Source organism: Rhizobium sp. Root149 (assembly GCF_001427345.1).
GTDB lineage: Bacteria > Pseudomonadota > Alphaproteobacteria > Rhizobiales > Rhizobiaceae > Neorhizobium > Neorhizobium rhizoryzae.
In genome coordinates this window covers 282,501-308,263 of the sequence record NZ_LMGD01000023.1, presented here as the reverse complement: position 1 = coordinate 308,263, position 25,763 = coordinate 282,501, and the positions used below count along the sequence as shown (strand labels likewise).

The following is a 25,763-nucleotide window of genomic DNA, read 5'->3' as shown; positions in this document are numbered from 1 at the left end:
CAGTTCAAGAATTGGAGCTACACTTCTTCGAGAATGCCACCGGGTCTTCACCCTAATCATTCTCTTTCGCTTCAATTCGGTCCAACACGGCTTCAGGAGCGACATCCTTCTTCAGCTCGCTTAGCTCATCGCCAGCCTCGATCGGCACCTCCAGTTTTTTGGCGATCGCTTCCACCATTGCGATCAGGCGGGTGGTTTCGTGCTCGTTCAGCAAATTCACCTGTAGATCGAGATCAGCCCGCACATCGTCTTCGGCGGCCATTCTATTCTGATTGATCAGAACAAAAGTGGAGAGAAAAATGGCTTCAACCGACGCCTCCATAGCGAGAATGACGAGCGATGGATCCCACGGGCGAACTCTTGGCAGCAGGTTTAGATTCGCCAGGATCCATGTCCCGTACAGAAGAAGATGAATGTAGACGAAGATCATCGATCCTGCGAAGCGGCTGATCGCGGCCGCTGCGCGTTCTTGTAACGAAGCCGCATTTGCTGTTTCGCGCCGCCGCTGCATGACTGCATCTATGTTGCGCGCAAGAGCCGGCGTAAGGCCATCAGGTGCGGGTCTTGTCGGACTTTCCGCATTTGCACTGTTCATCGGCATCCCTTTTCCGGCACCGTTTGGCACCCACTAGTTGCAGGTCCCACCGAACGCGAGGCGTTTTGGTGCCGCTTGTTCAACAGATCCGGGGTGGAGCTTCGGCCGCGTAGTGCCGCTGAGCGCGGCGACAAAGATAGACCTCCCGTTCCGGATGGGCCTCAATCGAGAAGCCGGAACTGCGCAACATGGCTTCCATGGCTGCCCTGTTGGGAATGAACCAGTTCGTCGGATCGGATGCGTAGCGCTCCTCCACGAAGAACAGCTTGGGATAATCAGCCCGGTCAAAAAGGGACCACTCGGAGAAGTCGTAATTCTCCTGAAGCTCCGGCAGACGCTCGTCCCCGCGTTGAAGACACTGGAACAACATCTGGTCCGCTACGACATGCTCATAGAGAAGGTCGAGCGCAAGCAGAGGGTGGCGCAGATGGTAGAGCACTCCCATGAAAAGCACGAGGTCGAATTTTTCTCCAAGCTTTCCGACGTCGTATACGGACATCTGGCGAAACTCCACGTCCAGGCCCGTCTGCTCGGCCACAAAACGGGCCTGCCGGAGATAGTGTGGATCTGCGTCGATCCCCAGCACTCGCCCGGCATTGCGCTTCTTCATCTCGAAGGAATAAAAGCCGGCATTGCACCCAACGTCGAGGACGCTGCGCCCTGCCAGATCCTCCGGGACCACCTCCTTGAAACCCTGCCACTTGAACGATGGGTAATCCCCCAGAAAATGGTCGGGGGCGGTGGGCACCCCCTGCACTTCAATGTTGTGGAACCATGGACCAAGTTCGACGAGTCGACGCCTGATGTCATCTTCTGCTTTTCTTGCGACGTCCATTCCCTAGGCTCCGAGTTGCAGCGTATCCGTCAGCCCGGAACGGGGCTTTTCACGAACGGGCGCTTTACGCAGATCAGGCGGGGCAAGAACCGATGCAAAATAATCGGCTGTCTGCTGCAGCCCTTGCGAAAGCGGCACCTTGGGTTCCCAGCCCAGTAAGTCCTTGGCACGGCCGATATCCGGACGGCGACGCAGCGGATCGTCCTGCGGCAGAGGTCGAAAAACGATTTCGGAGGATGAGGGCACAATCGCCCGGATCATTGTGGCAAGCTCGTTGATGGTGAACTCACCTGGATTACCCAGGTTAACGGGCACGCCCGGATTTGGATCGATATCCATGAGTGCCATCAAACCTTCTACAAGGTCCGTTACGAAACAGAACGACCGAGTTTGCTCGCCGCTACCGTAGATCGTCAACGGGTTCCCCGAGAGCGCCTGGACGAGAAGGTTCGAGATGATGCGTCCGTCATTTGGCTGCATGCGCGGCCCGTAGGTGTTGAAGATGCGCACCACGCGTGCATCAGCACGACCGGCCCGCAGCATATCGAAGCAAAGCGCTTCGGCGGCGCGTTTGCCTTCGTCGTAGCAGGCGCGTGGCCCGGTGCAACTGACGTTACCCCGATAATCCTCACGTTGCGGATGTTCTTCCGGATCGCCGTAGACTTCGCTGGTTGAAGCCAGCAAGAAGGACGCTTTGTGGCGCTCCGCAAGCGCAAGCAGATTGCCCGTGCCCGTCACGCAGGTCATCATCGTATGAACCGGATCGGCTTGATAAAAGGGTGGGGACGCCGCACAGGCCAGATTGTAGATCTGGTGAACCGGCTCGTCGATGTCGGAGAGACGGCACACATCTTCCTCGATCAGGCGGAACCGGAGATGGTTCTCCAGCGGTCGGACATTCGTTCTCGATCCCGTCAGGAAGCTATCAACGCATATCACTCTGTCCCCCCGCAGCAGCAGGGCGTCGCAGAGATGCGAGCCAACAAAGCCAGCTCCGCCAGCCACGAGGATAGTTCTGGTTTTTCCGTCATGCACTCTTTGCAACATTGCGTTCTCCTCGGTCCTCGTCCTGAAATCTTTGAGATCTTTCGCCCCGTGCGGCCGGATCATCCGCTAGTCGCTCTAGCGCCGACACCAGGTGAAGGGCGCGGGCGTTTCCAGTGTGCAACTCCATGACCCGGGCGCGCGCTGTGGTGCTCATGTCCATTCGCCGTCGCTCATTCATCCCGGTGAGGACGTCAACGACGTCATCAGTACTGCGCGCAATGCAGATCGCCTCGCCCTCTGGAAAAAGCTCGCCAAGCCCACGCCAATCGTCGCTGATGATCGGGGTTCCGCACGCGGCTGCTTCGAACAGCCGCACGCTTGGTGACCAGCCGGCCGCGATCATGTCAGCGCGCGTTACGTTCAAGGTGAAACGTTGTCGGCTGTAGAAGCTCGGATGGCCCTGCGGCGGCAGATGTTCAATCCGCTCCACATTGGCGGGCCAGTCAATCGTATCGGGATACTGCGGACCGGCGACGACGAAGCGCAAATGCGGTAAGGCATGCGCTGGCTCAATCAGCAACTGCTCGAGAGTCGGCTGACGATCAGGGCTGTAGGTTCCGAGATAGCCAAGATCCCATTCGCAGGTTTCTCCCGTGTTCTCGTAACGCTGCGCATCCACGGAACAATAAAGATCGATGGCCCGGCGTGCGCCGTAGTTCTTTTCCAATCGGGTCAGTACTTCTCCACCAGAGAAGGAAAAGTAGGCGTCGAAAACCGGAATCTGCTGAAGCGTCAGATATTCCTCGTCGCCGCGGTCGAGCTTGGCGAGCGTTACCGGTGTATCAATGTCGTAAAAGCACAAGAGCTTGGGCGACAGAGCCGCCACAGCTTCAATGACGGCTACCCCTTCGGGTACATAGGAGCCGATGATCACGGCATCTGCCGACTTGATGACCGTGCCGAAGCTTTCGGATAGCTCCGTGACACTGGAGTAATAGGCCAGATGGCAGAAATCGGGATCGGGCAGGTCTCGCTGGTTGGCATACCAGGGAACATCGCGCTCAAGGAAGAGCACCCGGTGACCGTCAGCAGCCAGTCCACGGATCAGCGACCGAAATGTGGTCGCATGGCCATTGCCCCAGGATGAGGAGAGCGAAAGTCCAATGATGACAATGTCGAGCTTCCGCGTCATTCCGCAGCCTCCATCTGTCGGGCTGCATAGGCGCGGAAGATCGCATCGACGGTCATGGCGCGGCTGGCATATGTGTGGTCTGCCAGCACGCGGTTGAGTGCCCGCTTGCCGATCAGTTGGGCCTGGTCCGCACTCAGCCCTGCAAGAATGTCACTCACATCCTTTCCGTCGCGCGCCACCAGAACCTCTTTGTCCGGTTTCAGGAACAATTCGATGCCCTCCCAGAAGTCGGTAATGAGGCAGGCGCCGGCGCCTGCTGCCTCGAACACGCGCGTTGCTGGCGAAAATCCGTTTTCCGCCATGCTGTCGCGTGACACGTTGAGCACTGCCCTGGGCGTCACGTTGAATGCATTGTGGTCGCGGGTGGGAACATGGCCGATATAATTGACGTTGGCGGACATCGGCTTGTCATGCCAGCCCGAGCCGCCGAGCATGAAGCTCGCGTTGAGAAGCTTTGCGGCCGGCTCCATGAAGAAGTGTTCGACGCGAGCTTCGCGATCCGGCAGTCGGTTACCGAGGAAACCAAGATCGGCGTTGAAGCGAACGTCTCGGGCGACAGGATGGTGTGTCTGCGGGTCGAGCGCATTGTAGATGGGAATGCAATCGCGCGCTCCCATTGCCCGGTAGGCATCGACTACCGGATCGCCTCCACCATAGGTCAACACCAGGTTGATCTTTGAAAGGGCATGGCGCAGTGGGTGATCCGGCGCTGCACGCAGCTCCCCGAGCGTCGCCGGCGCATCCACATCCCAAAAGATCTTCAAAGCCTGAGGTTTCGCGGCGCGGAGGACTTCGTCCAGCAACAAATCATCCTCGAAGCCGACGCCGCTCGCCTTGATGACCACGTCTGCTTCACCAGCCCGTGCTGCCACATCCTTGAGCGCTTCAATCGTGCCCTCAAAAACGACGACCTTGCACCATTCGGGCGGATCAATATCGCGGTTTTTCTGGCGGTCGTAGACGTCAGGCTCGTAGAAGGTAATGTCGTACCCTTTCTCTGCCAGTGCCCGTAGCAGGCCGCGGTAGTAGGTAGCAGCGCCGTTCCAGTAGGCGGACACAAGGCTGGAACCGTAAAAGGCGATCTTCATTCTGCAGCCTCCTGAGAAACGATCTTGCGGATGACGCGATGGGTACCGCAGTGAGCCAGAATGGTGAGGAGCTCGTCGACCCGGTGGCGACAGGTGTGGCGCGCCAGCACCGTTTCGCGGCCCGAGCTGGCAAGCGATTGAGCGAGGTCCGCGTCAGAGAGAACCTCTCGCAGGCGTGTCGTCATCTCCACGCCATCCCTCGCAGTCAGATAATCTTTCCCAGAGCGAAACAAATGTTCCGCATCGTCCCAGGGCGCCGAGATCAACGGTATCCCGCAGGCAAGTGCCTCGAACGGACGAATGGTCGGGATGCCCGGCAGGTTCTGCACATAGGGGCGCCGCGGAATATGCACCGTCACCCGATGTTGGGCGAAGGCAAATGGAACCTTTGCGTTGGCAATCCAGCCGCCGAAGGTGATGTTGGCATCCTTCAGTGCCTTCTTCGCATGGTCGGGATAGCGCACTCCATGCACCAGCGTCTTGAGCTGAAGTGCCTTTGCCGGTTCCACCAGAAACTCGACGATCTCTGCGGAGCGTTCATCGTCACCCCAATTGCCGACCCAGATCAAGTCGCCCGTCTTGTGCGCCTCAGGTATCGGCCTGAACAAGGTGTCATCGGCAGCCTCATGCCAGGTAAACACGGTACTGCCCCAGCCGGCTTTCAGATACCGTTGGCGTAGGGTTTCCCCGAAGGCAAGGATGCCGTCGTATTCCGCAAGGTTGAGCGCGGCGATGTCGCCTGCCGAAGACACTGCCCTGTGATGCGTGTCATGGAACAGCAGGGTAAACGCGTTACCGCTGGCACGGATGCGGCCGATTTCGGCCACGATCGCCGGGTCCGTCCATTCGTGCACGATGACCACATCCGCATCGGCAAGAGCTGTCTCATGGCTGAATCCGGCATCATAGATTTCTGCATCAAGTTCCGGAAATTGCGTGGCAAAATCATTCGGTGCTGCTGCGCCCTGGTCCTGCACAAGATTGTTGCGGCTCCAGGATTCGAGAGGCTCAAGTGCCACCGCCTGATGGCCGCGGCGGATCAGATCGCGCATGATGCCCCGCAGGAAATGCGCATTTCCGTGGTTCCAGTCAGATATCAGCGAGTGGGTGTAAAACACGAATTTCATCGTTTACTCCGCAGCAGAAAGCTCAGATTTTTGTCGCAGCAGGGATGTGTAGAAACCCGCCATGGCTTCGGCTTGAGACGAAAGATCGAAGCGTTTCGCACGCTCCGCAGCCTTGTCAGCCAGTTGTGTCCGCAGATCGTTATCCTCGCAGAGGCGATTGATCCCGGCTGCCCAGGCCTCGGGGGCTCCAGGGTCTGCGAAAAGGGCAGCTTCACTCCACAGTTCGCGGTAAGTCGGAATGTCCGCCAACACCAGCGCGCTATGGGCGCGAGCGGCTTCAAGCGCCGCGAGCCCGAACGGCTCGTATAGGGATGGCGAAGCAAAGATGGACGAGCGGCCCATCAGCGCCATGACATCCGCATGCGATAGCGCGCCGAGGTGTTGGGCATGGCGGATCGGCAGCGTCTGGCCGTCTGGACCGGTGTTCGGTCCTGCGATCATGATTGGCCAGGCAGTCAGTGCTGCGGCCTCATCAAGCGTCTGTCCGTTCTTGCCGTCGTCCCACCAGCGGGCAGCGGCACAGACGATCCTGTCCTTTATCTGGGAGGTCTTTTGCGACCGGCTGGCATTATAGACCACATGCAGCCTATCCATTGCGCCATAGGCGTTCTCGAGCATCCTGGCATGGCTTCTGCTCGGCGCAAGCGCGACGTCAGCGCGCATGAGGCCGCAGCGATTGATCTTGTGGTGCCACTGACAGTCCAGTGGTACCGCCTCGCGACGGACGCCAGCAAACCAGGTGACCACGCAGGAATGCGACATGACAATAACCGGCAACTTCGTCTCGATTGCAGCCGCCTGGGAAGGAAGGTTCAGATGGAGTAAATCGACCGCTTCCGCATGCGCCAGGTTTGCGATGGCAGGCCCGACAAGGGAGAGATCGTCTTCGCTCTTTACCATCCAGTCCAGCGGTGCCTGGAGCCAATGCAAACGTCCAAGCTCTGACGCTTCTTTCTCCTGATGCACAGAAGGTTGGGGGCCGAGCCCGACAAACAGGAACTCATAGCCTTGCGGCCGCAGGCTTGCAGCCAGATCCATCGCATACCGCCAGACGCCGCCCACCGCGTCGATCGTCATGAGGATTCGGATAGGGGACGGGCGCTTCGGCATCATCATGCCGAAACCTTCCGCATTTCCGGCCGGAGCACCGAGCGTCCGCCAAAGCGGGTATCGGCCAGCCACTCTGCGAGGTGCTGGAGGCCCTTGCGCCAGTGAATGCTGGCCTGCCAGCCGAGCCGGCTCTCCAGTGACCGGGTATCTGCCACGAAGAAATATTGGTCGCCAGCGCGCCAGTCGCCGAACTGCGTGTTCAGCGGTTGGCCCGTGAGTTTCTCGATCTCGTGCAATACGCTGAGGACGCTGACCGAATTCCGGGGGCCGCCACCAAGGTTGAACGCCTGTCCCTTGACCTGATGAATCGCAGAGAGCAGCTGGCGATAGGCCGATACGGCATCGTCCACATGCAGAATGTCGCGTACCTGCTTGCCGTCGCCATAGATCGAGATTTCGTCGCCAGCCAGCGCCCGAATGAGGAAATGCGCCACCCAGCCCTGATCTTCCGTACCAAACTGGCGGGGTCCGTAGATGCAGCTCATGCGCAGGACCGCCGTCGGCATGTCATAGGACTTCGCGTAATCCAGCACATATTGATCCGCGACGCCTTTGGAGCAACCATAAGGTGTGCAGAAGTTGATCGGACGGGTTTCACCTATTCCATGTGCACGGATCGCTTCATCGGCAGGAACATACCGGTCGTCCAGTTCCAGCATCTCCACGTCTTCCAAGGCACCGTAAACCTTGTTGGTGCTGGCAAAGATGACCGGCGCGCGCTTGCCCGCCCGGCGAACCGATTCAAGAACGTTGATTGTGCCGCGTGCATTTGCGTCGAAGTCGTTGATCGGATGCACGAGGCTGGTCGTTACCGCCGTCTGCGCTGCCAGATGGAAGACTGCCTTCGCGTCGGTGAAAGCCGCCTCTATGCCTCGCAAGTCGCGAATGTCGGCGAGCACCGGATGAACACGGTCGCCATGGCGCTGTGTGAGCCAACCGAGGTTCTGATCGACGCCCGGACGGCCCAGATTATCCAGGATGACGACATCTTCACCGTCCTTGAGGAAGCTGTCGGCGAGGTTGGACCCGATGAAGCCGCTGCCACCCGTAATCAGGATCGGTGCCGCGCCCGTGGAAAGGCTCGGCGTAGCGAGCCTTGCCACGTCTTCCACACGATGTACGCCACCTTCCAGCAACAGTCGGGCGAGCAATTTCGGCTGATTGTCATAGGTCACTGCACCGAGGTGATAGTGCCGCGGGTCGAACCACAAACCTTCCTGGACAGGCACATCCGGCGCTACATCCTGCCACGAATACCAGTACATCCTGTCTGCCGGAACATTGAGCGCCCTCATGAAGCGGCGCGCCTGTTCCATGTCATCGCTGCGCCAAGTGGAGTAGCCCGTTTCGGTGATCCAGATTTCGGATGAGGGATTGAAGCGGTCCAGGATCCGGCGCATTTCGCCCAGATGCATGTCCCAGCCGCCCCAGGTTCCTTCTTCGCTGTCCCACGTGCCGGGGAAACCATGGAAGCCAACAGCGTCGACGACGTTGAGTACGCCACGCTCACCCATCATGTTCAACCAATAGGGATCGAAGGGGCAAGGTCCACCAAGTACCGGTTTGAAACCGCGCTGCTTGGCCCAATAGGCGGCGCCTCCGACCATTTCGGAAAACAGCAGGAAATCCGCGTCTTCGCGCCAATCCCAATCCAGCAGATTGTTCGGCTCGTTCCACAGTTCCACATGCGTGAAATGCTTGCCGTAGCGGGTCAGCACATGATCCAGAAAGTCTGCATAGGACTTCAGGTCCTGCGGCGGTCCGTTGACCCGACCTGTCCGGGACAGTGACGGCGGGGTATAGTGAAGGCACGGCAGCAGCTCGATCTGGCTGCCAAGCCGTGGCATCAGCCAGTCAAACCATTCCTCGCCGCCGGGAGCAAGGTATTCGGCCCAGGAGAGATGTGTGCGCAGATAACTTGCACCGCTGGCGATGATCTGCGGCAGCAGGCGCTCCGTCCTTTCGTATTCGCCTGGACGGAACCATTCGACAAAACCATACTGGCGAGGCTTCCGGACAGTGGTTGATTGGGGCTCCGTCATGATACGAGCCCCCGCTCTTCCAGTTGCCGCTTCATCTCCGCGCCGCGGTCGATTGCACCGGCGCTGCGAACCCACTCGGCAAACGGCCCGAGCGAATTCTCCAGTCGGTGCTGGGGCTCAAAGCCCAGCAACTCATGCGCTTTCGAAATATCCGCAAAGCAATTGCGGATATCGCCTGAGCGCGCCTTGTTCATGATGTCGGGAGATATCTCCGGCACCCCCATGGCCTCCGCCAGAAAGGCGGCAACCTCGGCAATCGTGTAGGCTTGGCCGCTGCCAATGTTAATGACATGGCCGTTGGCAGCGGGCTTTTCTATGGCGAGACGAAAGCCGCGCGCGACATCGCGCACATGGACAAAATCCCGGCGCTGTCGGCCGTCTTCGAAAATCATCGGTGGTTGCCCGTTGGAAAGCCGTGACGCGAAGTTGGCAAGAACACCGGTATAGGGGTTGGAAAGGGCTTGGCCAGCGCCGAAGACGTTGAAGAGGCGAAGCGCGACGGCTTCCACGCCGTACGCCTGCCCAAAAATCAGCACCTGTTTTTCCTGCGCATATTTCGTCAGGGCATAGATCGAGGCGAGGTCGACAGGCTTTTCCTCATCGGTCGGAACCGGAACGAGTTCTTCGCCATGGGGACCGGTTGCCGCCCACTGTCCAGCTTTGATCTGGTCAGCACTTCGACGCACCAGATCGAGCGGGCGCCCATCGCGTGTCTGGTAGCGCCCCTCGCCATAGACGCTCATGGATGATGCGACGACGATGCGTCTGATCTTTTTGCCAATCATGGCTTCGAGAAGAACGGCGGTGCCGAGATCATTTCCACCGACGTAACGAGCGATCTCGTACATCGACTGGCCAACCCCGACTTCAGCAGCAAGATGGATTACAGCGTCAACGCCCGTGAGAGCCTGCTCTACGACAACCTTGTCTCTCACATCTCCCCGGATCACTTCGGCCTCCGGTGCCACCGCTGCCTCCGCGTCGCCATGCACCTGCTCGATCAAAGCATCCAGGATACGGACCTCGTAGCCCTGATCGAGAAGTTCTTCCGTGACATGCCGGCCAATAAAGCCGCATCCGCCGGTCACAAGAATCTTGGCCATGAGGCCTCCCTGGTTCGTAAGCTTGAAATCGGTGCTCGAACCTGAGGGGACAGCGAAAGTTCCTTCATCATTTACATCAGTGACTTCTTCAATGTCATCCGGAACTCCCGATGGGTTGTGAAGTTCGGCACCCGATGTGTTCACGATCGTGGCGGCGCGGCAGTCACGCCTTGGCTTGGGTCGCTGCCTCTCCCCTCTGATCGAGTTTCTTTCGTATTCCAAGGAGTTGACGAATGGATGTGTCCAACCGGGGAGCTGCCGGGCAGCGTTCCGCCGTAATCATTCCCAAAGCAGGCAAGACGCAACTCTTGAACCTGGCACTTGAAGAACCGGGATTTGAACAGGTGCGGGTACGCCTTGAAGGGTGCGGCGTCTGCGCCTCGAACCTAACGCCCTGGGCAGGACCGGAGTGGATGCAATTTCCCACGGAGCCGGGCGGTCTCGGCCACGAAGGCTGGGGACGGATCGATGCGTTGGGTCCGGGTGTCGACGGATTGAGCATCGGCGACCGGGTTGCAGTCCTGAGCTACCATGCATACGCGACCCACGACTATGCTCCGGCGAGCATGGTGGTCCCGCTTCCCTCCGTGCTGGACGGCATACCATTTCCGGGGGAACCGCTTGGTTGTGCGATGAACATCTTCAAGCGCTCCGGCATCCGTGCCGGAGAGACGGTCGCGATCATCGGGATCGGCTTTCTGGGCGCTTTGCTGACGCAACTCGCGACCAAAGCGGGAGCCCGCGTCATTGCCATCTCCCGGCGCGATGCCTCGCTGCAAACAGCAAAGCGGATGGGTGCTGCCGAAACGATCGTAATGGATGATCATTGGCGCGTCATTGAAGACGTCAAAGCGCTCACGAACGGTCGCTTCTGCGACCGGGTGATAGAGGCGGTCGGTCAGCAATGGCCGCTCGACCTGGCTGGCGAGTTGGCTATGGAGCGTGGACGTCTCATTATTGCTGGCTACCATCAGGACGGTCCCCGTCAGGTCAACATGCAGCTTTGGAACTGGCGCGGCCTTGACGTCGTCAATGCGCATGAGCGGGATCCTGCCATCTACATCCAGGGGATCCGTGAGGCGATCGATGCCGTCGTTGACGGACGTCTTGATCCTTCCTCGCTATACACACACCGCTATCCTTTGGCTCAGCTTGACCAGGCCCTCAATGACACACGCGACCGTCCCGGCAATTTCATCAAGGCACTGGTGATAAACTCATGAATACGATCATGATGAAGAACGATGTGGAGGCCATCGGCCGCCCGGCACGGGTCGGTTACCTGGGAGTTGGCTGGATCGGACGCCATCGCATGGAGGCCATGCTTGCCACGGGACTTGTGGAAGCCGTCGCGATTGTCGACCCCTCTCCTGAAATGCGGGAGGCAGCAATGAAGGCGGCACCTCAGGCCAAGGTGCTGTCCGACTTCAACGAGCTGTTGGCAGAGGACCTCGATGGGGTGGTCATTGCGACACCCAGCGCCCAACATGCGGAACAAACCATTCAAGCCCTCAATGCCGGGGTGGCGGTTTTCTGCCAGAAGCCGTTGGGCCGCACGGCTCGGGAGGTTGGAGCCGTGCTTGAGGCCGCGAGACAGAGAGACCGTCTCATCGGGGTAGACCTCTCCTACCGGCAGACCGAAGCGATGCAACGCATCAAGGCATTGCTGCAGGCACAGCATCTGGGTCAGATCAGCGCTGTAGACCTGACGTTTCACAATGCCTACGGCCCGGACAAGCCGTGGTTCTATGACAAGGCGCTCTCCGGCGGCGGATGTGTCATAGATCTCGGCGTCCACCTGATCGATCTTGCTCTTTGGGCACTCGATTTCCCTCAGGTCATCGACGTGACGAGCAACCTGTTTGCCCAGGGACGGCCCTTATCCAGCACACCGGAAGAGGTGGAGGACTACGCGGTTGCGACACTGGTTCTGGCAACCGGCACAGTCGTCCGGTTGGCCTGCTCCTGGCGTCTGAACGCCGGGCAAGACTGTATCATCGACGCCACCTTCTATGGCACTGCTGGTGGGGCGGCCATGCGGAACGTCGGGGGGTCATTTTATGACTTTGTCGCCCACCGCTTCTCCGGGACCGTTACAGAGCAGCTTGCCGGTCCACCAGACGAATGGGGAGGACGTGCGGCCACGGCGTGGGCGAGGCAGCTCGTCAGAAACGGGACATTCGATACTGAGGCCGAAAATCTCGTTTGTGTCGCTGAAGTGATCGACCGGATCTATACTGGCGCCTAGAGCAAGGACATGGGTGGAGAGAAAAAATGCAGGCGTGTGAAACCCGCGGAACTTGTCCACCATCATCTTGGTTCTCGAGCGGCAAACGACGCGAGGCTCCGATGCAGAAGCAAAGGTTTCAACTGGGAAAAAAGACGCCGACGCGAGCGACTGATCTGGTGCTGAGGAGTGGTCTGCCACAGTGGGTTGTCCGGGTCCTGAGGCAAAGTGGCATCAAGAGAATGAGCGTTATTGCCACTCTCTCCGACGAGCAGCTCTTGAAGATTCCCGGCGTTGGTCGCCAGTCGCTCAAACTCATTCGAGACGAAATCAGGCGAACAACGGACTCGAGGAATCAGAGTTCATGAGTGGACAGAGCGTAATCCGCCGGTTGAAACTCTACGTGTCGATGGCGGTGATCCTGTCAGGCACGCGCCAGAAAGGCCTCTGTTGAAAGGATCTCCAGCTGAACCGAGAAACGGTCCCCCAACAATTCAAGGGAGGCATCATGCGTCTGATCAGCACCGCTACATACGCCATCTTTGAGGAGAATGACGTGATAGCCAAGGTCAATCGCTCCCATCGCTGCCGCCAGGACACAGACATCAGTTTCACCCCCGGAAATGGCCACAGCGTCGATACCTTCAGCTCGAAGCACCCGGTCAAGTTCGCCGGTGGTCCAAGGTGAATAGGTCATCTTGTCGAAAATACGCGCTGGTGGAACAAGCACTTTGAGCGACGGAACAAGATCTACCATACTCGGCCCCAGCCGATCCAAGGTCATCATATCCCACTTCCTGTAATAGTCATGCCACATGCCAGGCATGTCGGATGCACGCTTGGGCGGTACGAAACGAGTGAACACCGTTCGATCAGGGTGCCACCGTGCAACTTCCTCGACCTGAGACAAAACTTCCTTCATCCAGGGAACATGCCATGGCGTATCCTCAGCAAACATCCGCTGCATATCGATACATAGATGGATCCAGTTTTTGAAAGTCATTGCGGCCTCCCGAACGCGATCCCTGACAACAATTCGAAGTTCCCCGCATCTGACTGAGCAGCGAGCGTGGCAGCCATTTTCAAGGGTGCTGCGGCGGAACGACAGGGAGATGTCGCTTGTGAGCACTTGCTGCATAAGTTCGAAGGACAATCGCTTTTGCCGCCTCGCTTATCGGCTTGCCTTCGAGAAAATCATCAATCTCGTCGTAGGATACCCCATAGACCTCTTCATCCGGTCTTAGCGGTGCGTCCGTTTCCAAATCAGCTGTTGGCACCTTGAACACAAGATTTTCTGGCGCCCCCATATGTGTCGCCAATGCCCGTACCCTGCGCTTCGTCAAACCCGAGAGTGGGAGAATGTCTGCCGCCCCATCACCAAATTTCGTGAAGAAACCCATGAGAGCCTCGGCGGCTTGGTCGGTGCCAATCACAAGCCCCTTACTCGCGCCGGCCAGTGCATATTGGGCGATCATCCGCTGGCGAGCCTTTATGTTTCCAAGATGAAAATCCTTTCGCATCGGATCGAATAGCTCATTTGCCTGGTCTGTGACGGCACGCATCATCTGATCTGCGGCAGCTTTGATATCGACGGTCACGGTTCGATCAGGCTTGATGACGTTGAGGGCGCATTGCGCATCTGCTTCGTCAGCCTGTGCTCCGTACGGTAATCGAACGGCAATGAAACGCGCGACTTGTCCTCTGGCGCGAACAAGCGAAACTGCCGCCTGTGCGAGAAGGCCCGCAGCCAATGAGTCAACTCCGCCGCTGATCCCGAGAACATAAGTTTGGCAAGATGACAGCGACAGATATTGAGCCAGGAATTCTGTGCGGGCGCGTACCTCTGTAGCAACATCAAAATCCGGCGTTACGCCGAGTTCAACTGCGATCATCTGTTGGTCAATGGGCAAAGATTCATTCCTTTTTCAAACGATGAGCGGACGCTATCCCGGCGCTTTCTGATCCCTGAAGCAGGACGTCATTTGTTCAACGTATCTGTCTGCCATTCGTAGTCATTCGTGTCCTGCAGAGGGGGACGTTTTCGCCGGTCCAATCCAGGAGTTGACGGTGCGCCAACTGTTGCAAAAGGCACCGGTTCCCTTTCGCCTGAATAACCGTGTCTCGGTACGTATCCGGACGGGTGGAGACATCTGGCCGCATGGAAAACTGGTGTCGGGAAAGGATGTGCCCGGAACTTGCGGGGGTTTTCGATGTTCGTTCCAGCAAGCAAAAGGAGATCTATGATGGGTATCGATTCACCAAAGGACGGAGCACCGGGAACGACGGACCAGTCACCACGTTGGGAAGGCCCACAGGAGAACAGACCGAGAGGCTATCTGCCAGCAAAGGACGATCCGGATACGCACCAGGATGCAGTGGGCGAGACCAACGCCGATCCGGTCAAGCGCAAGGTCACTGACGCGATGAAGACCAAAGGCGATTAGGCGCCGGCCGACAGCCCGTGGCATCAAGGCAGATCAATCCTTGATTGGACGGAACCCACTCGTGATCCCGTAGTTCGGCAGGTCTGACGAAGGAGACTTAACATCATGACAGAAGACCGACGCAGCCTGTTCGTGGCTGGCCTCAAGAATGCTCACGCCATGGAGAATCAGGCTCTCTCCATCATCAAGCCGCAGCTTTCGCGCATCGAGAATTATCCGCAGGTCGCAGCCCGCTTGGAACAGCATCTTCGCGAAACAGAAGCTCAAATCAAACGTATCGAAGATATTCTCGCCGGCCTCAATGAAGACAATTCGACACTGAAGGACTGGATGCTGTCTGCAACCGGCAGCATGGCTGCGTTGGGCCATACGATGGCCGATGATGAGATCTTGAAGAACTCCTTTGCCAATTTTGCCTTCGAGCACTTCGAGATCGCGGCGTATAATGCGCTCTTGGTCATGGCGGAGATGTGTGGGCATCAAAGCAGCATCGCAGGCCTCAAGGAAAACCTTTCCGAAGAAGAGGCAATGGCTCGTTGGCTAAGCGATAATCTGCGCGAGGTGACGTCGGAATTCGTAGTCCGGCGCGAAGCTGGTGAAACGGCCAAAGTTTGACCGGGGTTGAGGGGTAATACCGGACAAGCAGGGCCGAGGATTGGCTAAAGTTTTGAAACTTAAGTATCGTAGCGGATTGGAACGGCCCAAGATGACCTGGGCCTTTTCAGCTTCGGGAGGTGTGACCTCATATCTTTACAGAAGAGAAGAGAAGAGAAGAGAAGAGAAAAGAAGCGGCGACTTCATCCAAGGACTGCGTCGCCGCTGGATTTAGTGATGCGTCTGCGTCTTGTTCTTTCCAGAGACAAGGGTGTGCATCTGCTCGATTTCCTTCGCCTGTTCCGAGATGATATGTTCGGCAAGTAGGCGCATCCGGGGATCGTCGCCTGTTTCGAGATAGATACGAGCCATGTCGACTGCGGCCTGATGATGCGGCACCATCAGAGCAATGAAATCACGTGTCACGTCGCCGGTTACGCTGACGCTGCTGGTATTGGCATGCATGTTGTTCATTTGCTCAATCATCGCTGCAGCTGCCCCGGCGCCTGGCGCGCTGTTTCCTGTGGCATCACCATGGTAATGTTCATTTCCGCGCCAAAACGCACCGGGAGCCGCGCCTGTACTACTGGCAGTCGTTCTTGATTCTGGCCGCAGGAGGTTTGCCAATACGCCGGTAGTGCCATCGTAGATTACGTTATGTAGCCCGGCATATGAGACCATGGTCACCGCCAGCGCAACAGCCAGACCTGCGGGCACGAGTATTGTGGCAAGTTTCCCCTTTGGCGCAATCTCCAGGGCGTCTTCACGCTGAGGGTCCGCAAGTACCACCAGGAGAGATGCAAGAATTGTCGCATGGCCGATCATGTCGACGCGACCGAACGGGTATACAGCAGCAAACATCAGTGCGAAGAGAGCGAGTGCAGACAGCCGGCGAACGAGTGGCGTCCACAGAAGGCCGAAGCCCAGGGTAAACTCGGCGACTCCTGCCATCGTTGTATACTCACGGAACGGGATTCCGAAGGCAAGGAACGGCTTTTCCTCCAGCAGCGGCATGAACCATTGCGGATACATAAACTTCTCCATGCTGGACCAGGTAAGTGCGAGGGCAATCCCCCACCGCAGTACGCCGAAACGACGATCATGCCATTTCCCGTCGGGCATACCGGACAAGAGAAGGTAGCCCGCCAGACCCAAGCCGAGCGCAAGATAGTCGAACAGATGGAACAGATCGTAGTCCCGCAGGGTAAACAGCCACAAGATAACGATCGCAATTGCGGCGATTGGGCGGGTGCGGCGCATGGGGATCAATGCCGCAATTCCGATCTGCGCCCAGGCGACGAGCTCCGACTGCGTCTTCAGATCTGGCGTCAAATAGGTCCCGCCAACTGCAAAGAGCGAGACGAAGAATGCAGCAAGTACCCCCAGCAGAAACTGGTCGGCACGTAGCTGTAGTACCGAAGTTACTCGGTCCATTCCCTGCAGTGCCAACCTCCCTGGTTGTGTCTGCTCGAGGACAGTCGTCGCAATGAAGAAAGCCAGCACCAGCAGAAGCGCCACCCAGAAATAGGGAAGTGCAAGTGTGGTCAGGATAGACGTGGGCTTGGCCGCCACCTCATAGGCTTCAAACCACTTTACGTGTGCTGAGGCTGTAGAAGGCGCGAGGACAGCAATTGCCGTCGGCGCAAGACAACGAATCGCGATCGAGCAAACGCCGAACCTGCGATGAGAGTGACTGAACATATTGATATCCTTGAGCGCTTCCTTCAGGCAACGCTGCTTTAGGGGAAGCTCGTATTCCCCGAGATGACTGGAAGAGATGCAGGCGAGGCGTCTTCGCCTCTCTCGGCATCTTCAGGCCCATTCTTGATAAACCCACAACTGACTTTTAGAACTGGATCAGGAACTGAAACTTGACTTTGATCAATTCGAAGAACAATTTCTGAGATGATGCGGCACGCCGCTTGACGTGCAACCGATAAATCAGGCCATTGTGAACTGGAATTTTCCACTTGTGATCCCTGATGGGTAGACGAGGAGAATTCGATGAGAGCCTCGAAGTTTTCGGAAGCGCAGGTCGCGTTCGTTCTGAAGCAGGTTCAGGGATGGAACGCCGATTGGTGAGCCTTGCGGGCGTCAGTCACGGCTAATCCTTGGACGATACGTCTTCGCCGTTCACTCGGCCGCTGCGTCCGCGACTATCCGCTGCAACAGGTCGAGCATAGACGTTTCAACCGATAGCCGAACTCCATAAACAAGTTCGAATGCTTTGCTTGACGTGACTGTCTATGGAAGAATACTGTCAAGCGCTCCATCCCGACGATCTTGAACGAACTGCATTGGCACTCTGCACATGCAGCTGAGTAAGTGCGGAATTGAGTCTGGAAAAAGCGAGTGAGATACCAGGGAACATATCTCAAGCAACTGTCCCTTTAGAACCAGCACTGGAGAGCTACGGTGAAGAGGAGGCTATTGGCAGTCGCTGCTACGGCTCTTTTGCCTGCTTTGGGCCTGATTGCATATAACGAGATGGCTAATCGCCAACAGCGAACGGCAGAGATCAATGCTCAAGNCCGGGTAGGCCCGTACCCCCCTTTAGAACCAGCACTGGAGAGCTACGGTGAAGAGGAGGCTACTGGCAGTCGCTGCTACGGCTCTTTTGCCTGCTTTGGGCCTGATTGCATATAACGAGATGGCTAATCGCCAACAGCGAACGGCAGAGATCAATGCTCAAGCCCTGCAGGCGTCGAGGCTGGCTGCATCTGAAATCGGGCGAGTACTTGAGGGAACGCGTAGTCTGCTGGTTGCCGTATCAGCTTTGCCTGCTGTTACAGACCTGAAAAGTGCAGACTGTACCGYRGTTTTAAGGCAGGTTGCCGACAGRTTGACCATGACGGGTGCAATCCTCGTGATGGACACGTCCATGAAGCTTGTCTGTGACAGCCAGGGCAACGCCGCTGGCGTGGATTTTTCGGATCGGTCCTATGTCCGGGAAGGTYTGAGCGCTCCCGACATGGTCGTGGGGGAGTACACCGTCAGCAAGTTGACGCAGAGAGCAGTTCTTCCTGTTTCCATGCCGTTGAAGCGTGAYRGGCAGGTCGTTGGCGTCATTGCGACCGGAATACGCCTTGACTGGCTTCAGGCGAGGGTGACTGAATGGGGCATATCCGGCGGAAGCGCGATCACGATTGCGGATCGCAAGNGGCGTCATTGCGACCGGAATACGCCTTGACTGGCTTCAGGCGAGGGTGACTGAATGGGGCATATCCGGCGGAAGCGCGATCACGATTGCGGATCGCAAAGGCGTTATTCTGTCCCGGCAGCCGCTTGCCGAACGGTTTGTWGGCACTCGCATTCCTGAYGCGTATCAGTATTTGGTAACTGCGCCCGAACCAGGCGTATTCGAGGCAAGAAGCCAGGACGGAACTGAGCGGATTMTCGGATACCATCCGATCTCCTCCGCCAAACCGCTTTATGTCAGTGCCGGTTTGGCGAAAAGCGAAGCATTTTCCGGCGTCAATCGCCTTACTCTTACCAGCATTTCAATGCTGGTTCTGAGCACTCTCTTCGCATTCCTTGCTGCCTCCTTTGTCGGTAATCGTTTCATCCTGAAGCCGATTTATCGCATCGTCGATGTTCTCGAAGACTGGAAGAGAGGCAACACGTCNGCATTCCTTGCTGCCTCCTTTGTCGGTAATCGTTTCATCCTGAAGCCGATTTATCGCATCGTCGATGTTCTCGAAGACTGGAAGAGAGGCAACACGTCCAGCCGCACGCGCATGTCGGAACATAGCAGTGAGYTGGGCCTGGTCGGTAACTCGATCGACCGTCTTCTGGACGAGCTCGACCAGCGRCTTGCGGCGGTGGAGGCAGCCGAGGAGCGGCGTAATCTATTATCTCGTGAAATGAATCACCGGGTGAAAAACACGCTTGCCATCGTAGGCGCCATAGCCCGGCAAACTTTCAAAGGCACTGATGACCGTTTTGCGTCTTTTGCAACTCGTYTGAGTGCATTGGCRCGGGCTTACGATCTTCTGCTTGCAAAAGAAGGCAACGGCGCCGACATAGACACCGTTATCTGCAACACTCTGACACCCTACGAAAGCGTTGATCGACAACGGTTTCATATTGATGGACCGTCCATTCCGGTCGATCCTGAGGTTGGTTTGGCCTTGTCGCTGATCATCCATGAGCTTGCCACGAACGCGACAAAATACGGTTCACTTCGGTCAGACGATGGGTATGTGGACATCTGCTGGCGAANGTTTGGCCTTGTCGCTGATCATCCATGAGCTTGCCACGAACGCGACAAAATACGGTTCACTTCGGTCAGACGATGGGTATGTGGACATCTGCTGGCGAAGCGAGGCCGGGCGCATCGTGCTGCGATGGACGGAACATGAGGGGCCGCCCGTCGTTGTTCCGGAGAAAGAAGGCTTTGGGTCCAAACTGATCCGACGCGCCTTTCCGGTGACCTATGCACCAGAGGTCTCCGTCACCTATGCTTCAGATGGCCTGCAGTTCCAGCTCTCATTCAAAGATATCGTCAAAGGCTTGGATCAAAGCAAAGCATCTCGATTGACCAAGATGCCAGACCGGTTGTTGCCGTCACGTTGAATCACTCAATGCGCAATAGAACCTGTTGCTCAGTGCTGCGGGTTCTTCTTTATCTCCAGGAAGGTTACCACGTCGCCTACCGTCCTGAAGGCTTCAGCATCACGATCTGCTATCTCGAGACCAAATTTTGCTTCGATTTCCATCACTAGCTGTGTCACCTCAAGGGAATCTGCCGCCAGGTCTTCTATGTAGGTTGAGTTCGTAAGCTGTTCTGGATCAGCGCCGAGCGTTTCCGACAGAAGATGCATTAGGTTCGAACGGATCTCGTCAGATTGCATGACTTTTCCTTCGCGAAGCAGGGCGAGGTTTAGCCGCTTCTGGCGGCGCAGGGAAGTGTCCCAAGATCGAAGTATAGGGTTTAGGGCAAATGGTCTACGGATTTGATGATGTGGGGTATCCGCCTGTCAGACCTGCCGAAGCTTTGATGAAGCTGAGGACAAGTGCTCAGTTGCCGAAGCTGTATGCGCTCAACGTGATGACATCCGCAGATCGTTGAGCAAGAAACGGGCATCAGGAGATCTGCTTGAGAAGCGCCAGTATGTCCGGCGCGATTGGCATTTCGTCAGCCGATTTTAGCTGTACCCGGGAGCGATATTTCTGATCTTCTTGATACCAGGCGATTAAAGATGATGCGACGTCCTGTGCTGCGCTATCGGTGCGGTCTACCCCGTTTTCTTCGCACCATGCTTCCAGGAACTTGTCCAAAACCTCTAGATCGTCCGGCGAAAGCGGCGCCTTTTTCGACGTATCTGGCTGCTGGAACATATCATCCTCATAAGCTGCGTGATTCAGTTACGGCTGAATGCGTATCCTCTAATATTGCCGACCATGGCTTGCGCAGAGCTAATCACCGAGGATGTAAAATAGGTAGGTTGCTATTTGGTGCCAAAGCTGGTCGGCGGCTTGCTGGCGGGCTTTGCTTTCGCTTCCTGTTCCTCTTGCTCGGGAGTTTTGCTGGTATCAACGCTTTGATTGAAACGGCGCGGCCCCTCCTTCTTGATCATTGGGCTCTCGGCAGTTTCCGGCGTAAGCTTTGTCATGTTGTCTCCTCCAATACCAGTATTTGAATCTTTGCGAACGGAACGTGGTCATACGTTACAGGCTCTGCATGCCGCCGTAGATTACGATCACCCCGACAAAAATTCCCAAGATTGCAACAGCAGCACAGAATCCGATCAAGATGATCGTCCCCTTGGCTGTCCTGCTGCCTGTTCGAATTGGCATGTTAGGTGGCTTGCTCTGCTGCATAACGAATGCCTCTCAATGCGTCCTCCGCTAACAAAGAAAATCGTCGCCAGTTCCAGCACCTGCCGTGCGATGCATGACAGAGAGAGGCATGCCTATCGCTCCTACGGCGAACTGGATCGTTCGTCGTGGTAGTCGGCCAAGTACCCACTATGAAGTGGATGGAGGCAGTTTTCTAACCTATCCATGGTTGTTGCGATCACTGTCAATCCACTAGAAAAGGCGACGACATGCCGCCGGTTCGAATCCTTTCAAGGCAAGAGTTCAGGACTGAAGTTCTCAAAAGGACGCCAATATGTAGCCGACGCTTTAGCCCGACTGGGGGCTCATTCGGACTAACTGGCGGGCGCGGTGCGTTGCGTATAGATTGTGTACATTGACTGGGTCGAAAGTGCATAGCGGGCGCCAGATTGTCAGGGAACTCGGGAGACAAGCCGATTGAAGGACGATCCATGAAATTCATGTCCTCCCTCAATTCACTGCGCGCGCTTGAGGCGCTTGCGAGATGTGGCGGTATACGAGCGGCCGCGCAGGACCTCGGTGTTGTTCCGGGTGCCGTACGGCAACAACTGACAGCACTCGAGGAAAACTTCGGCGTGCCGCTCATTCAACGCGATGGCGGGCGTGTTACGCTGAACGCAAACGGAAAACGGCTGGCGGATGCGGTAGCGGTAGCGTTCGGTATCATGACGCGCGCCGCTGAAGAGATCACGACAGGGGCTCATCGCTACAGGCTTCGTCTGGGAGTTCCCATGCCCATGGCGAGCGATTGGCTGATGCCACGCATGGCGAGGATGCAACGTCAACTGAGCGCCATTGATATTGATGTCGTTCCGGTTGATGTGCGTCGCTCGCTCTCGGATATGATGGATATCGATGCGTTGATTGTCGGCGGTGAATACCAGCCGTTACCTGATATCGATGCGACCCCGTTCATGGATGATGCATTCGGTCCGGTTCATTCGCCTTCGGTGGTGCCGGACCCGCACCTATCAGATCTGCAGGGTCTGACGGCTCTCATTGCGCGCGATGTCAGTTCCCTTTGGGATGACTGGTTCCATGAAAGCGGGCATGCCCCCGTCCGATTTTCCAAAAGGCTGGAGATTGCCGATTTGACGCTGGCAATCAGTGCGGCCCGCAATGGACTTGGTGTGACCATCGCGCCATTTGCCTCCGTCGCCGTGGATATCGCCCGTGGCGTACTCGTCGCCCCGGAAGGTTTTGTAAATCGCCCTGTCGGCTTCCGTTTTTGCTGTCGCATGGCCGATCGCGATGAAAAGCCGATCGTGAGCCTGCGCCAATGGCTGTGCGAAGAGGGCAGGGTTCATAGCCAAAGTGCAGAAAAACTGCGCGAGTCAGCAGAATAATGTGCCTTTTGCGCTAGCCACTCCGACGCTATTGCCTTGGTTCAGGCGTCTGGAAAAGGAGTGCTAAGCGTATGAGCGAACCCGATGTGTTGACCCGCATTGACTGGGTACGTCAAGGTTGCCGGCTGCTGGCGCACATTGCCGATGAATTTGCCAGAACCAAGCCGTTTGCCGGGCTCAGCATGGCCACGGGCATTCACCTGGAGCCGAAGACGGCTGCACTCCTTATGACATTGAAGGCTGGCGGTGCGCAGATCATCGCGACCGGCAATCTCAACAGCACCCAGCCGGCAACAGTTGATTATCTGCGCAATCAGGGAATTGAGGTGATCGGTGCCCAGACCCGCGATGCAAAAGAACACGGCGCTTTCCTTGACAGCATCATTGCGCGAAGACCTGACCTTATTCTGGATAATGGCGGCGATCTCTTTGCGCGATATGCATCAAGCCCCTATGCCGGGCTTATCGGCGGAACCGAGGAGACAACCTCCGGCCGGATGCGACTTGAACCCATGCGGCCGAAGATCGGGCTACCCGTACTCGTCATCAATGACAGCCCGATCAAGCAGTTTGCGGAAAACCGGCACGCGGTCGGACAAAGCCTGTTCGAGAGCTATCTACGCTTCACCAATCGCTCGACCAATGGCAAGCGCGTCACGGTCTTCGGCTACGGCGCCTGTGGTCGAGGGACGGCGGCCTGCTTCCGCAATGCCTTCAGCGCAGTCAGCGTCGTTGATATCGAGCCGGTAACCGCGCTCGAGGCGCATCTGGATGGCTTCAATACACCGCAGCGTGGCGATGCAATCCGCTCGGCCGATGTCATCATCACGGTAACAGGACACCCTGACATTGTTACCGTTGCAGACCTTCCACTGCTCAAGGACGGCGTCATCCTCATGAACGGCGGGCATTTCCCGCAGGAAATCGCTGTCGATGCCATGCGTACCCATCCGTCGGTCGGGTACGTCGATGGCTATGCGGAGGAGGGCATCGAAACGCTGGTTCTGGACGATGGCCGCCGCGTCCATGTTCTTGGCGCGGGACATATGGCCAATCTTGCCGGGCCGCGTCCGCTCGGCAACACGGTGGAATCGATGGATCTCGGCTTTGCATTGCAGGCGAGATGCCTCGAGCGGGTAGCAAGTCGCACGCTGGACTCCTCGGCCTGTGTCATACCCGTACCGAGGGACATCGACGCGGCGGTTGCCTCAGCTTACCTTGAGATCCACCGGTGAGACATGACCATGCTGAATTGGGCCATTCTCGGAACGAGCTTCATTTCCAACACGGTGGCTGAGGCCCTGCGGGAGAGCAAGGGTTCGCGCGTCGCCTCGGCCTTCGGGCGGGACCCGCAGCGTCTCGCCGCCTTTGCGCAGACCTATGGCATTGAAAAGACATCGACGAAGCTCGACGCCATCCTCGATGATCCGGCGATTGACGTCGTCTATGTGGGCTTGCCGAACCATATCCATGCCGAGGCAGTCTGTGCGGCAGCAGCACGGGGCAAGGCCATACTTTCGGAAAAATCCTTGACCCGGACCGTGGAAGAAGCTGAAGCGCTGATTGCCGCCGTTGACAATGCCGACATCTTCTTTCTCGAGGGACTTATGTATCTCGCTCATCCATTGATGGCGAGAGTAGGCAACATCATTGCCTCCGGGCGGCTTGGCAGGCTGTGTTCCGTCAGCGGCCACTACGCTGCTGCGATCGCACCTTTCGCAAACCCGCTCGGAGGGGGGACCATTTTCAATCTGGGCTGCTACCCGGCCTCGCTTCTCCACTACGTGATAGAGGCCAGCTTCGGCGGCGATGCCTTCAGGCGGTTTCAATGCGTAGCAACGGGAAACATCTCAGCAAGCGACGGCACGGTCTGTGATGCATCGCTGGCGGTGCGGTTCGACAACGGGCTGATCGCGACGCTACAATCGACCGACAGCATTGGCATGGACCATGCTTTTACGGTTCTGGGTGAGAAGGGCAGCCTGCGTTTCATCACCAACCCCTGGCTACCGGTAGCCGGGGACAACGTGATCGAGGTGACGGACTATGGCAACATGCCGGAACGGGTCATCGTGACGTCCGATCGCGATGCCTTCGGTCATCAGGTGGAACTGGTGGAAAAGTGCCTGTCGCAGGGCTTCAAGTCCGCCCCCAGGCCTTCGCCAAGCCCGGCCCATTCCCTCGAAATCATGCGGCTTCTCAGTGAGTGGGAACGTCAGATCCGCGCCAATACGAGGGAACACGAAGGATGGCCAAGGAAGAAGTGATTGCTCATTTGGAACTTTCGGGTCATTTCGAGGGAGGATACTTTCGCGAGACCTTCCGCGCTGTCGAACGTGATCGCATGGTGACCTCGCAAGACCCGCGAACGACGATGACGTCGATCCTTTCTTCGATCGGCTTGCTGCCGAATAAGGTGCCGCATGACGGTAGCATCGAGGAACCCGACCTGCTGCGATCGAAAATCTGGAGGATTTCCTGCCAGCGCGAGCTCGATGTCATTTGTCTGAGAACTATTTCGGTAATTCTTCAGGACGGACCTTATCTGGACTGAGACGAATCAAGTTGGCCGTGTCAGATTTCGTTTGGGATGAACAATCAAGAGGATGCTGCAATGCTTAATCGACCAGTCCTACTGTCTCTCTCCGCCCTCTTTCTATGCTCCCTACCGCTTGTGTCGACATCGGCCCTCGCTGAAACCGTTGATGCAGTCGCCCTGTTCGCGAAAGCCAAGGCCGATGGCCAGGTAGGCCTTGCCCGCAAAACCAAGCCCGTCGATGCACGTGCTGCCCAGCCGGGGGAAATTGTTGTCACCATGATCAAGGGCGAAGGCGTCGAGACGCGCAGCAAGCCTGCGGAGATGGGCGATTTCGTTGTTCGAAATCGATGCCCGGACACTGGAAATGAGGAGTATCTTGTCAAGGCAGCCAAATTTGCGCCTCGATATGCCGATGCAGGCAAGTCGCCGGATTCCCAAGGCTGGAAGGAGTATCTTCCCAAAGGCAAGGACGTTTATTTCTGGACAGTGCCAGCAGCGCGATCCGGGTTTGATTTCGTGGCGCCGTGGGGAGAGGCGATGGTGGCCAAGTCCGGGGATGCGCTTGTGCAATCCATGGACGACGAAAAGGATACTTACCGCGTTGCTGCATCGTCGTTCGGGTGCACTTATGAGGTGATAAAGGCTCCATAATGGCTCATTTCAGGGGCGCTCGTGGAACAAGCGGCCCCATGA

Annotated in this window: 24 protein-coding genes; 9 read left to right on the top strand and 15 right to left on the bottom strand. The window is 57.3% G+C overall.

Annotated elements, in window-relative coordinates; all coding sequences use genetic code 11:
* Positions 1-52: 52 nt before the first annotated feature.
* The 9 genes from ASD54_RS21315 to ASD54_RS21275 all read right to left on the bottom strand — a co-directional run bounded on the left by ASD54_RS21315 (position 53) and on the right by ASD54_RS21275 (position 10,079).
* Positions 53-595: a DUF1003 domain-containing protein gene (locus tag ASD54_RS21315; protein WP_156379336.1), complete on the bottom strand. Its 543-nt coding sequence runs from the start codon at positions 593-595 to the stop codon at positions 53-55.
* Positions 596-674: 79 nt separating this feature from the next.
* Entirely contained in the window at positions 675-1,430 is a 756-nt protein-coding gene (locus tag ASD54_RS21310) for a TIGR04290 family methyltransferase (RefSeq protein WP_062556574.1), read from the bottom strand.
* Between the two features lie 3 nt (positions 1,431-1,433).
* Positions 1,434-2,477 (bottom strand): UDP-glucuronic acid decarboxylase family protein, encoded by a 1,044-nt coding sequence (locus ASD54_RS21305; RefSeq protein ID WP_062556573.1) that lies wholly within the window; start codon positions 2,475-2,477, stop codon positions 1,434-1,436.
* A complete protein-coding gene (locus ASD54_RS21300) occupies positions 2,458-3,609 on the bottom strand; it encodes a glycosyltransferase (RefSeq protein WP_082547318.1) in 1,152 nt (383 codons plus the stop codon). The genes ASD54_RS21305 and ASD54_RS21300 overlap by 20 nt, the downstream gene beginning before the upstream one ends.
* Positions 3,606-4,697 (bottom strand): glycosyltransferase, encoded by a 1,092-nt coding sequence (locus tag ASD54_RS21295; RefSeq protein WP_062556572.1) that lies wholly within the window; start codon positions 4,695-4,697, stop codon positions 3,606-3,608. Before ASD54_RS21295 ends, ASD54_RS21300 begins: the two co-directional genes overlap by 4 nt.
* Entirely contained in the window at positions 4,694-5,824 is a 1,131-nt protein-coding gene (locus ASD54_RS21290; protein ID WP_062556571.1) for a glycosyltransferase, read from the bottom strand. The genes ASD54_RS21295 and ASD54_RS21290 overlap by 4 nt, the downstream gene beginning before the upstream one ends.
* Before the next feature lie 3 nt (positions 5,825-5,827).
* Positions 5,828-6,940, bottom strand: a complete 1,113-nt coding sequence (locus ASD54_RS21285) for a glycosyltransferase family 4 protein (protein WP_244484814.1) — start codon at positions 6,938-6,940, stop codon at positions 5,828-5,830.
* Positions 6,937-8,976 carry an NAD-dependent epimerase/dehydratase family protein gene (locus ASD54_RS21280; protein ID WP_062556570.1) on the bottom strand — a complete coding sequence of 680 codons (2,040 nt, stop codon included), beginning with the start codon at positions 8,974-8,976 and terminating at the stop codon, positions 6,937-6,939. The genes ASD54_RS21285 and ASD54_RS21280 overlap by 4 nt, the downstream gene beginning before the upstream one ends.
* Positions 8,973-10,079 (bottom strand): NAD-dependent epimerase/dehydratase family protein, encoded by a 1,107-nt coding sequence (locus tag ASD54_RS21275; protein ID WP_062556569.1) that lies wholly within the window; start codon positions 10,077-10,079, stop codon positions 8,973-8,975. Before ASD54_RS21275 ends, ASD54_RS21280 begins: the two co-directional genes overlap by 4 nt.
* Positions 10,080-10,312: 233 nt before the next feature.
* Between ASD54_RS21275 and ASD54_RS21270 the strand changes: the two genes are divergently transcribed.
* Both ASD54_RS21270 and ASD54_RS21265 read left to right on the top strand, forming a co-directional pair.
* Positions 10,313-11,302: a zinc-binding dehydrogenase gene (locus tag ASD54_RS21270; protein ID WP_062556568.1), complete on the top strand. Its 990-nt coding sequence runs from the start codon at positions 10,313-10,315 to the stop codon at positions 11,300-11,302.
* Positions 11,299-12,327, top strand: a complete 1,029-nt coding sequence (locus tag ASD54_RS21265) for a Gfo/Idh/MocA family oxidoreductase (protein WP_062556567.1) — start codon at positions 11,299-11,301, stop codon at positions 12,325-12,327. Before ASD54_RS21270 ends, ASD54_RS21265 begins: the two co-directional genes overlap by 4 nt.
* A 403-nt stretch (positions 12,328-12,730) precedes the next feature.
* On the opposite strand, the gene ASD54_RS21255 is transcribed toward ASD54_RS21265, so the two are convergent.
* Together ASD54_RS21255 and nadE are read right to left on the bottom strand one after the other, a co-directional pair.
* On the bottom strand, positions 12,731-13,309 hold the full coding sequence (locus ASD54_RS21255) for a cysteine hydrolase (RefSeq protein WP_062556565.1): 579 nt from the start codon (positions 13,307-13,309) through the stop codon (positions 12,731-12,733).
* A 79-nt stretch (positions 13,310-13,388) separates the two neighbouring features.
* A complete protein-coding gene (gene nadE / locus ASD54_RS21250) occupies positions 13,389-14,198 on the bottom strand; it encodes an ammonia-dependent NAD(+) synthetase (protein ID WP_062556564.1) in 810 nt (269 codons plus the stop codon).
* A gap of 351 nt (positions 14,199-14,549) precedes the next feature.
* On the opposite strand from nadE, the gene ASD54_RS21245 reads away from it, so the two are divergent.
* Both ASD54_RS21245 and ASD54_RS21240 read left to right on the top strand, forming a co-directional pair.
* On the top strand, positions 14,550-14,750 hold the full coding sequence (locus tag ASD54_RS21245; RefSeq protein WP_062556563.1) for a hypothetical protein: 201 nt from the start codon (positions 14,550-14,552) through the stop codon (positions 14,748-14,750).
* A 105-nt stretch (positions 14,751-14,855) separates the two neighbouring features.
* Positions 14,856-15,365, top strand: coding sequence for a ferritin-like domain-containing protein (locus tag ASD54_RS21240; RefSeq protein WP_062556562.1), 510 nt, complete (start codon positions 14,856-14,858; stop codon positions 15,363-15,365).
* Positions 15,366-15,575: 210 nt separating this feature from the next.
* Here ASD54_RS21240 and ASD54_RS26315 read toward each other — a convergent pair whose 3' ends face one another.
* The 4 genes from ASD54_RS26315 to ASD54_RS27470 form a co-directional block, all read right to left on the bottom strand.
* Complete coding sequence (locus ASD54_RS26315) at positions 15,576-17,045, bottom strand: DUF305 domain-containing protein (RefSeq protein ID WP_082547317.1); 1,470 nt, start codon at positions 17,043-17,045, stop codon at positions 15,576-15,578.
* Positions 17,046-19,948: 2,903 nt separating this feature from the next.
* Positions 19,949-20,197, bottom strand: coding sequence for an acyl carrier protein (locus tag ASD54_RS21215; protein WP_062556558.1), 249 nt, complete (start codon positions 20,195-20,197; stop codon positions 19,949-19,951).
* A gap of 232 nt (positions 20,198-20,429) precedes the next feature.
* Entirely contained in the window at positions 20,430-20,684 is a 255-nt protein-coding gene (locus ASD54_RS21210; RefSeq protein WP_062556557.1) for a hypothetical protein, read from the bottom strand.
* 110 nt (positions 20,685-20,794) lie between these two features.
* A complete protein-coding gene (locus ASD54_RS27470) occupies positions 20,795-20,923 on the bottom strand; it encodes a hypothetical protein (protein ID WP_280139217.1) in 129 nt (42 codons plus the stop codon).
* A gap of 693 nt (positions 20,924-21,616) precedes the next feature.
* Here ASD54_RS27470 and ASD54_RS21205 point away from each other — a divergent pair.
* The 5 genes from ASD54_RS21205 to ASD54_RS21185 all read left to right on the top strand — a co-directional run bounded on the left by ASD54_RS21205 (position 21,617) and on the right by ASD54_RS21185 (position 25,721).
* Positions 21,617-22,531 carry a LysR family transcriptional regulator gene (locus ASD54_RS21205; protein ID WP_062556556.1) on the top strand — a complete coding sequence of 305 codons (915 nt, stop codon included), beginning with the start codon at positions 21,617-21,619 and terminating at the stop codon, positions 22,529-22,531.
* Positions 22,532-22,602: 71 nt separating this feature from the next.
* A complete protein-coding gene (locus tag ASD54_RS21200) occupies positions 22,603-23,766 on the top strand; it encodes an adenosylhomocysteinase (protein ID WP_062556555.1) in 1,164 nt (387 codons plus the stop codon).
* A 3-nt stretch (positions 23,767-23,769) separates the two neighbouring features.
* A complete protein-coding gene (locus tag ASD54_RS21195) occupies positions 23,770-24,798 on the top strand; it encodes a Gfo/Idh/MocA family oxidoreductase (RefSeq protein ID WP_244484813.1) in 1,029 nt (342 codons plus the stop codon).
* A complete protein-coding gene (locus tag ASD54_RS21190) occupies positions 24,780-25,085 on the top strand; it encodes a cupin domain-containing protein (protein ID WP_062556554.1) in 306 nt (101 codons plus the stop codon). Before ASD54_RS21195 ends, ASD54_RS21190 begins: the two co-directional genes overlap by 19 nt.
* A gap of 60 nt (positions 25,086-25,145) precedes the next feature.
* Positions 25,146-25,721 carry a hypothetical protein gene (locus ASD54_RS21185; protein ID WP_062556898.1) on the top strand — a complete coding sequence of 192 codons (576 nt, stop codon included), beginning with the start codon at positions 25,146-25,148 and terminating at the stop codon, positions 25,719-25,721.
* Positions 25,722-25,763: the final 42 nt, after the last annotated feature.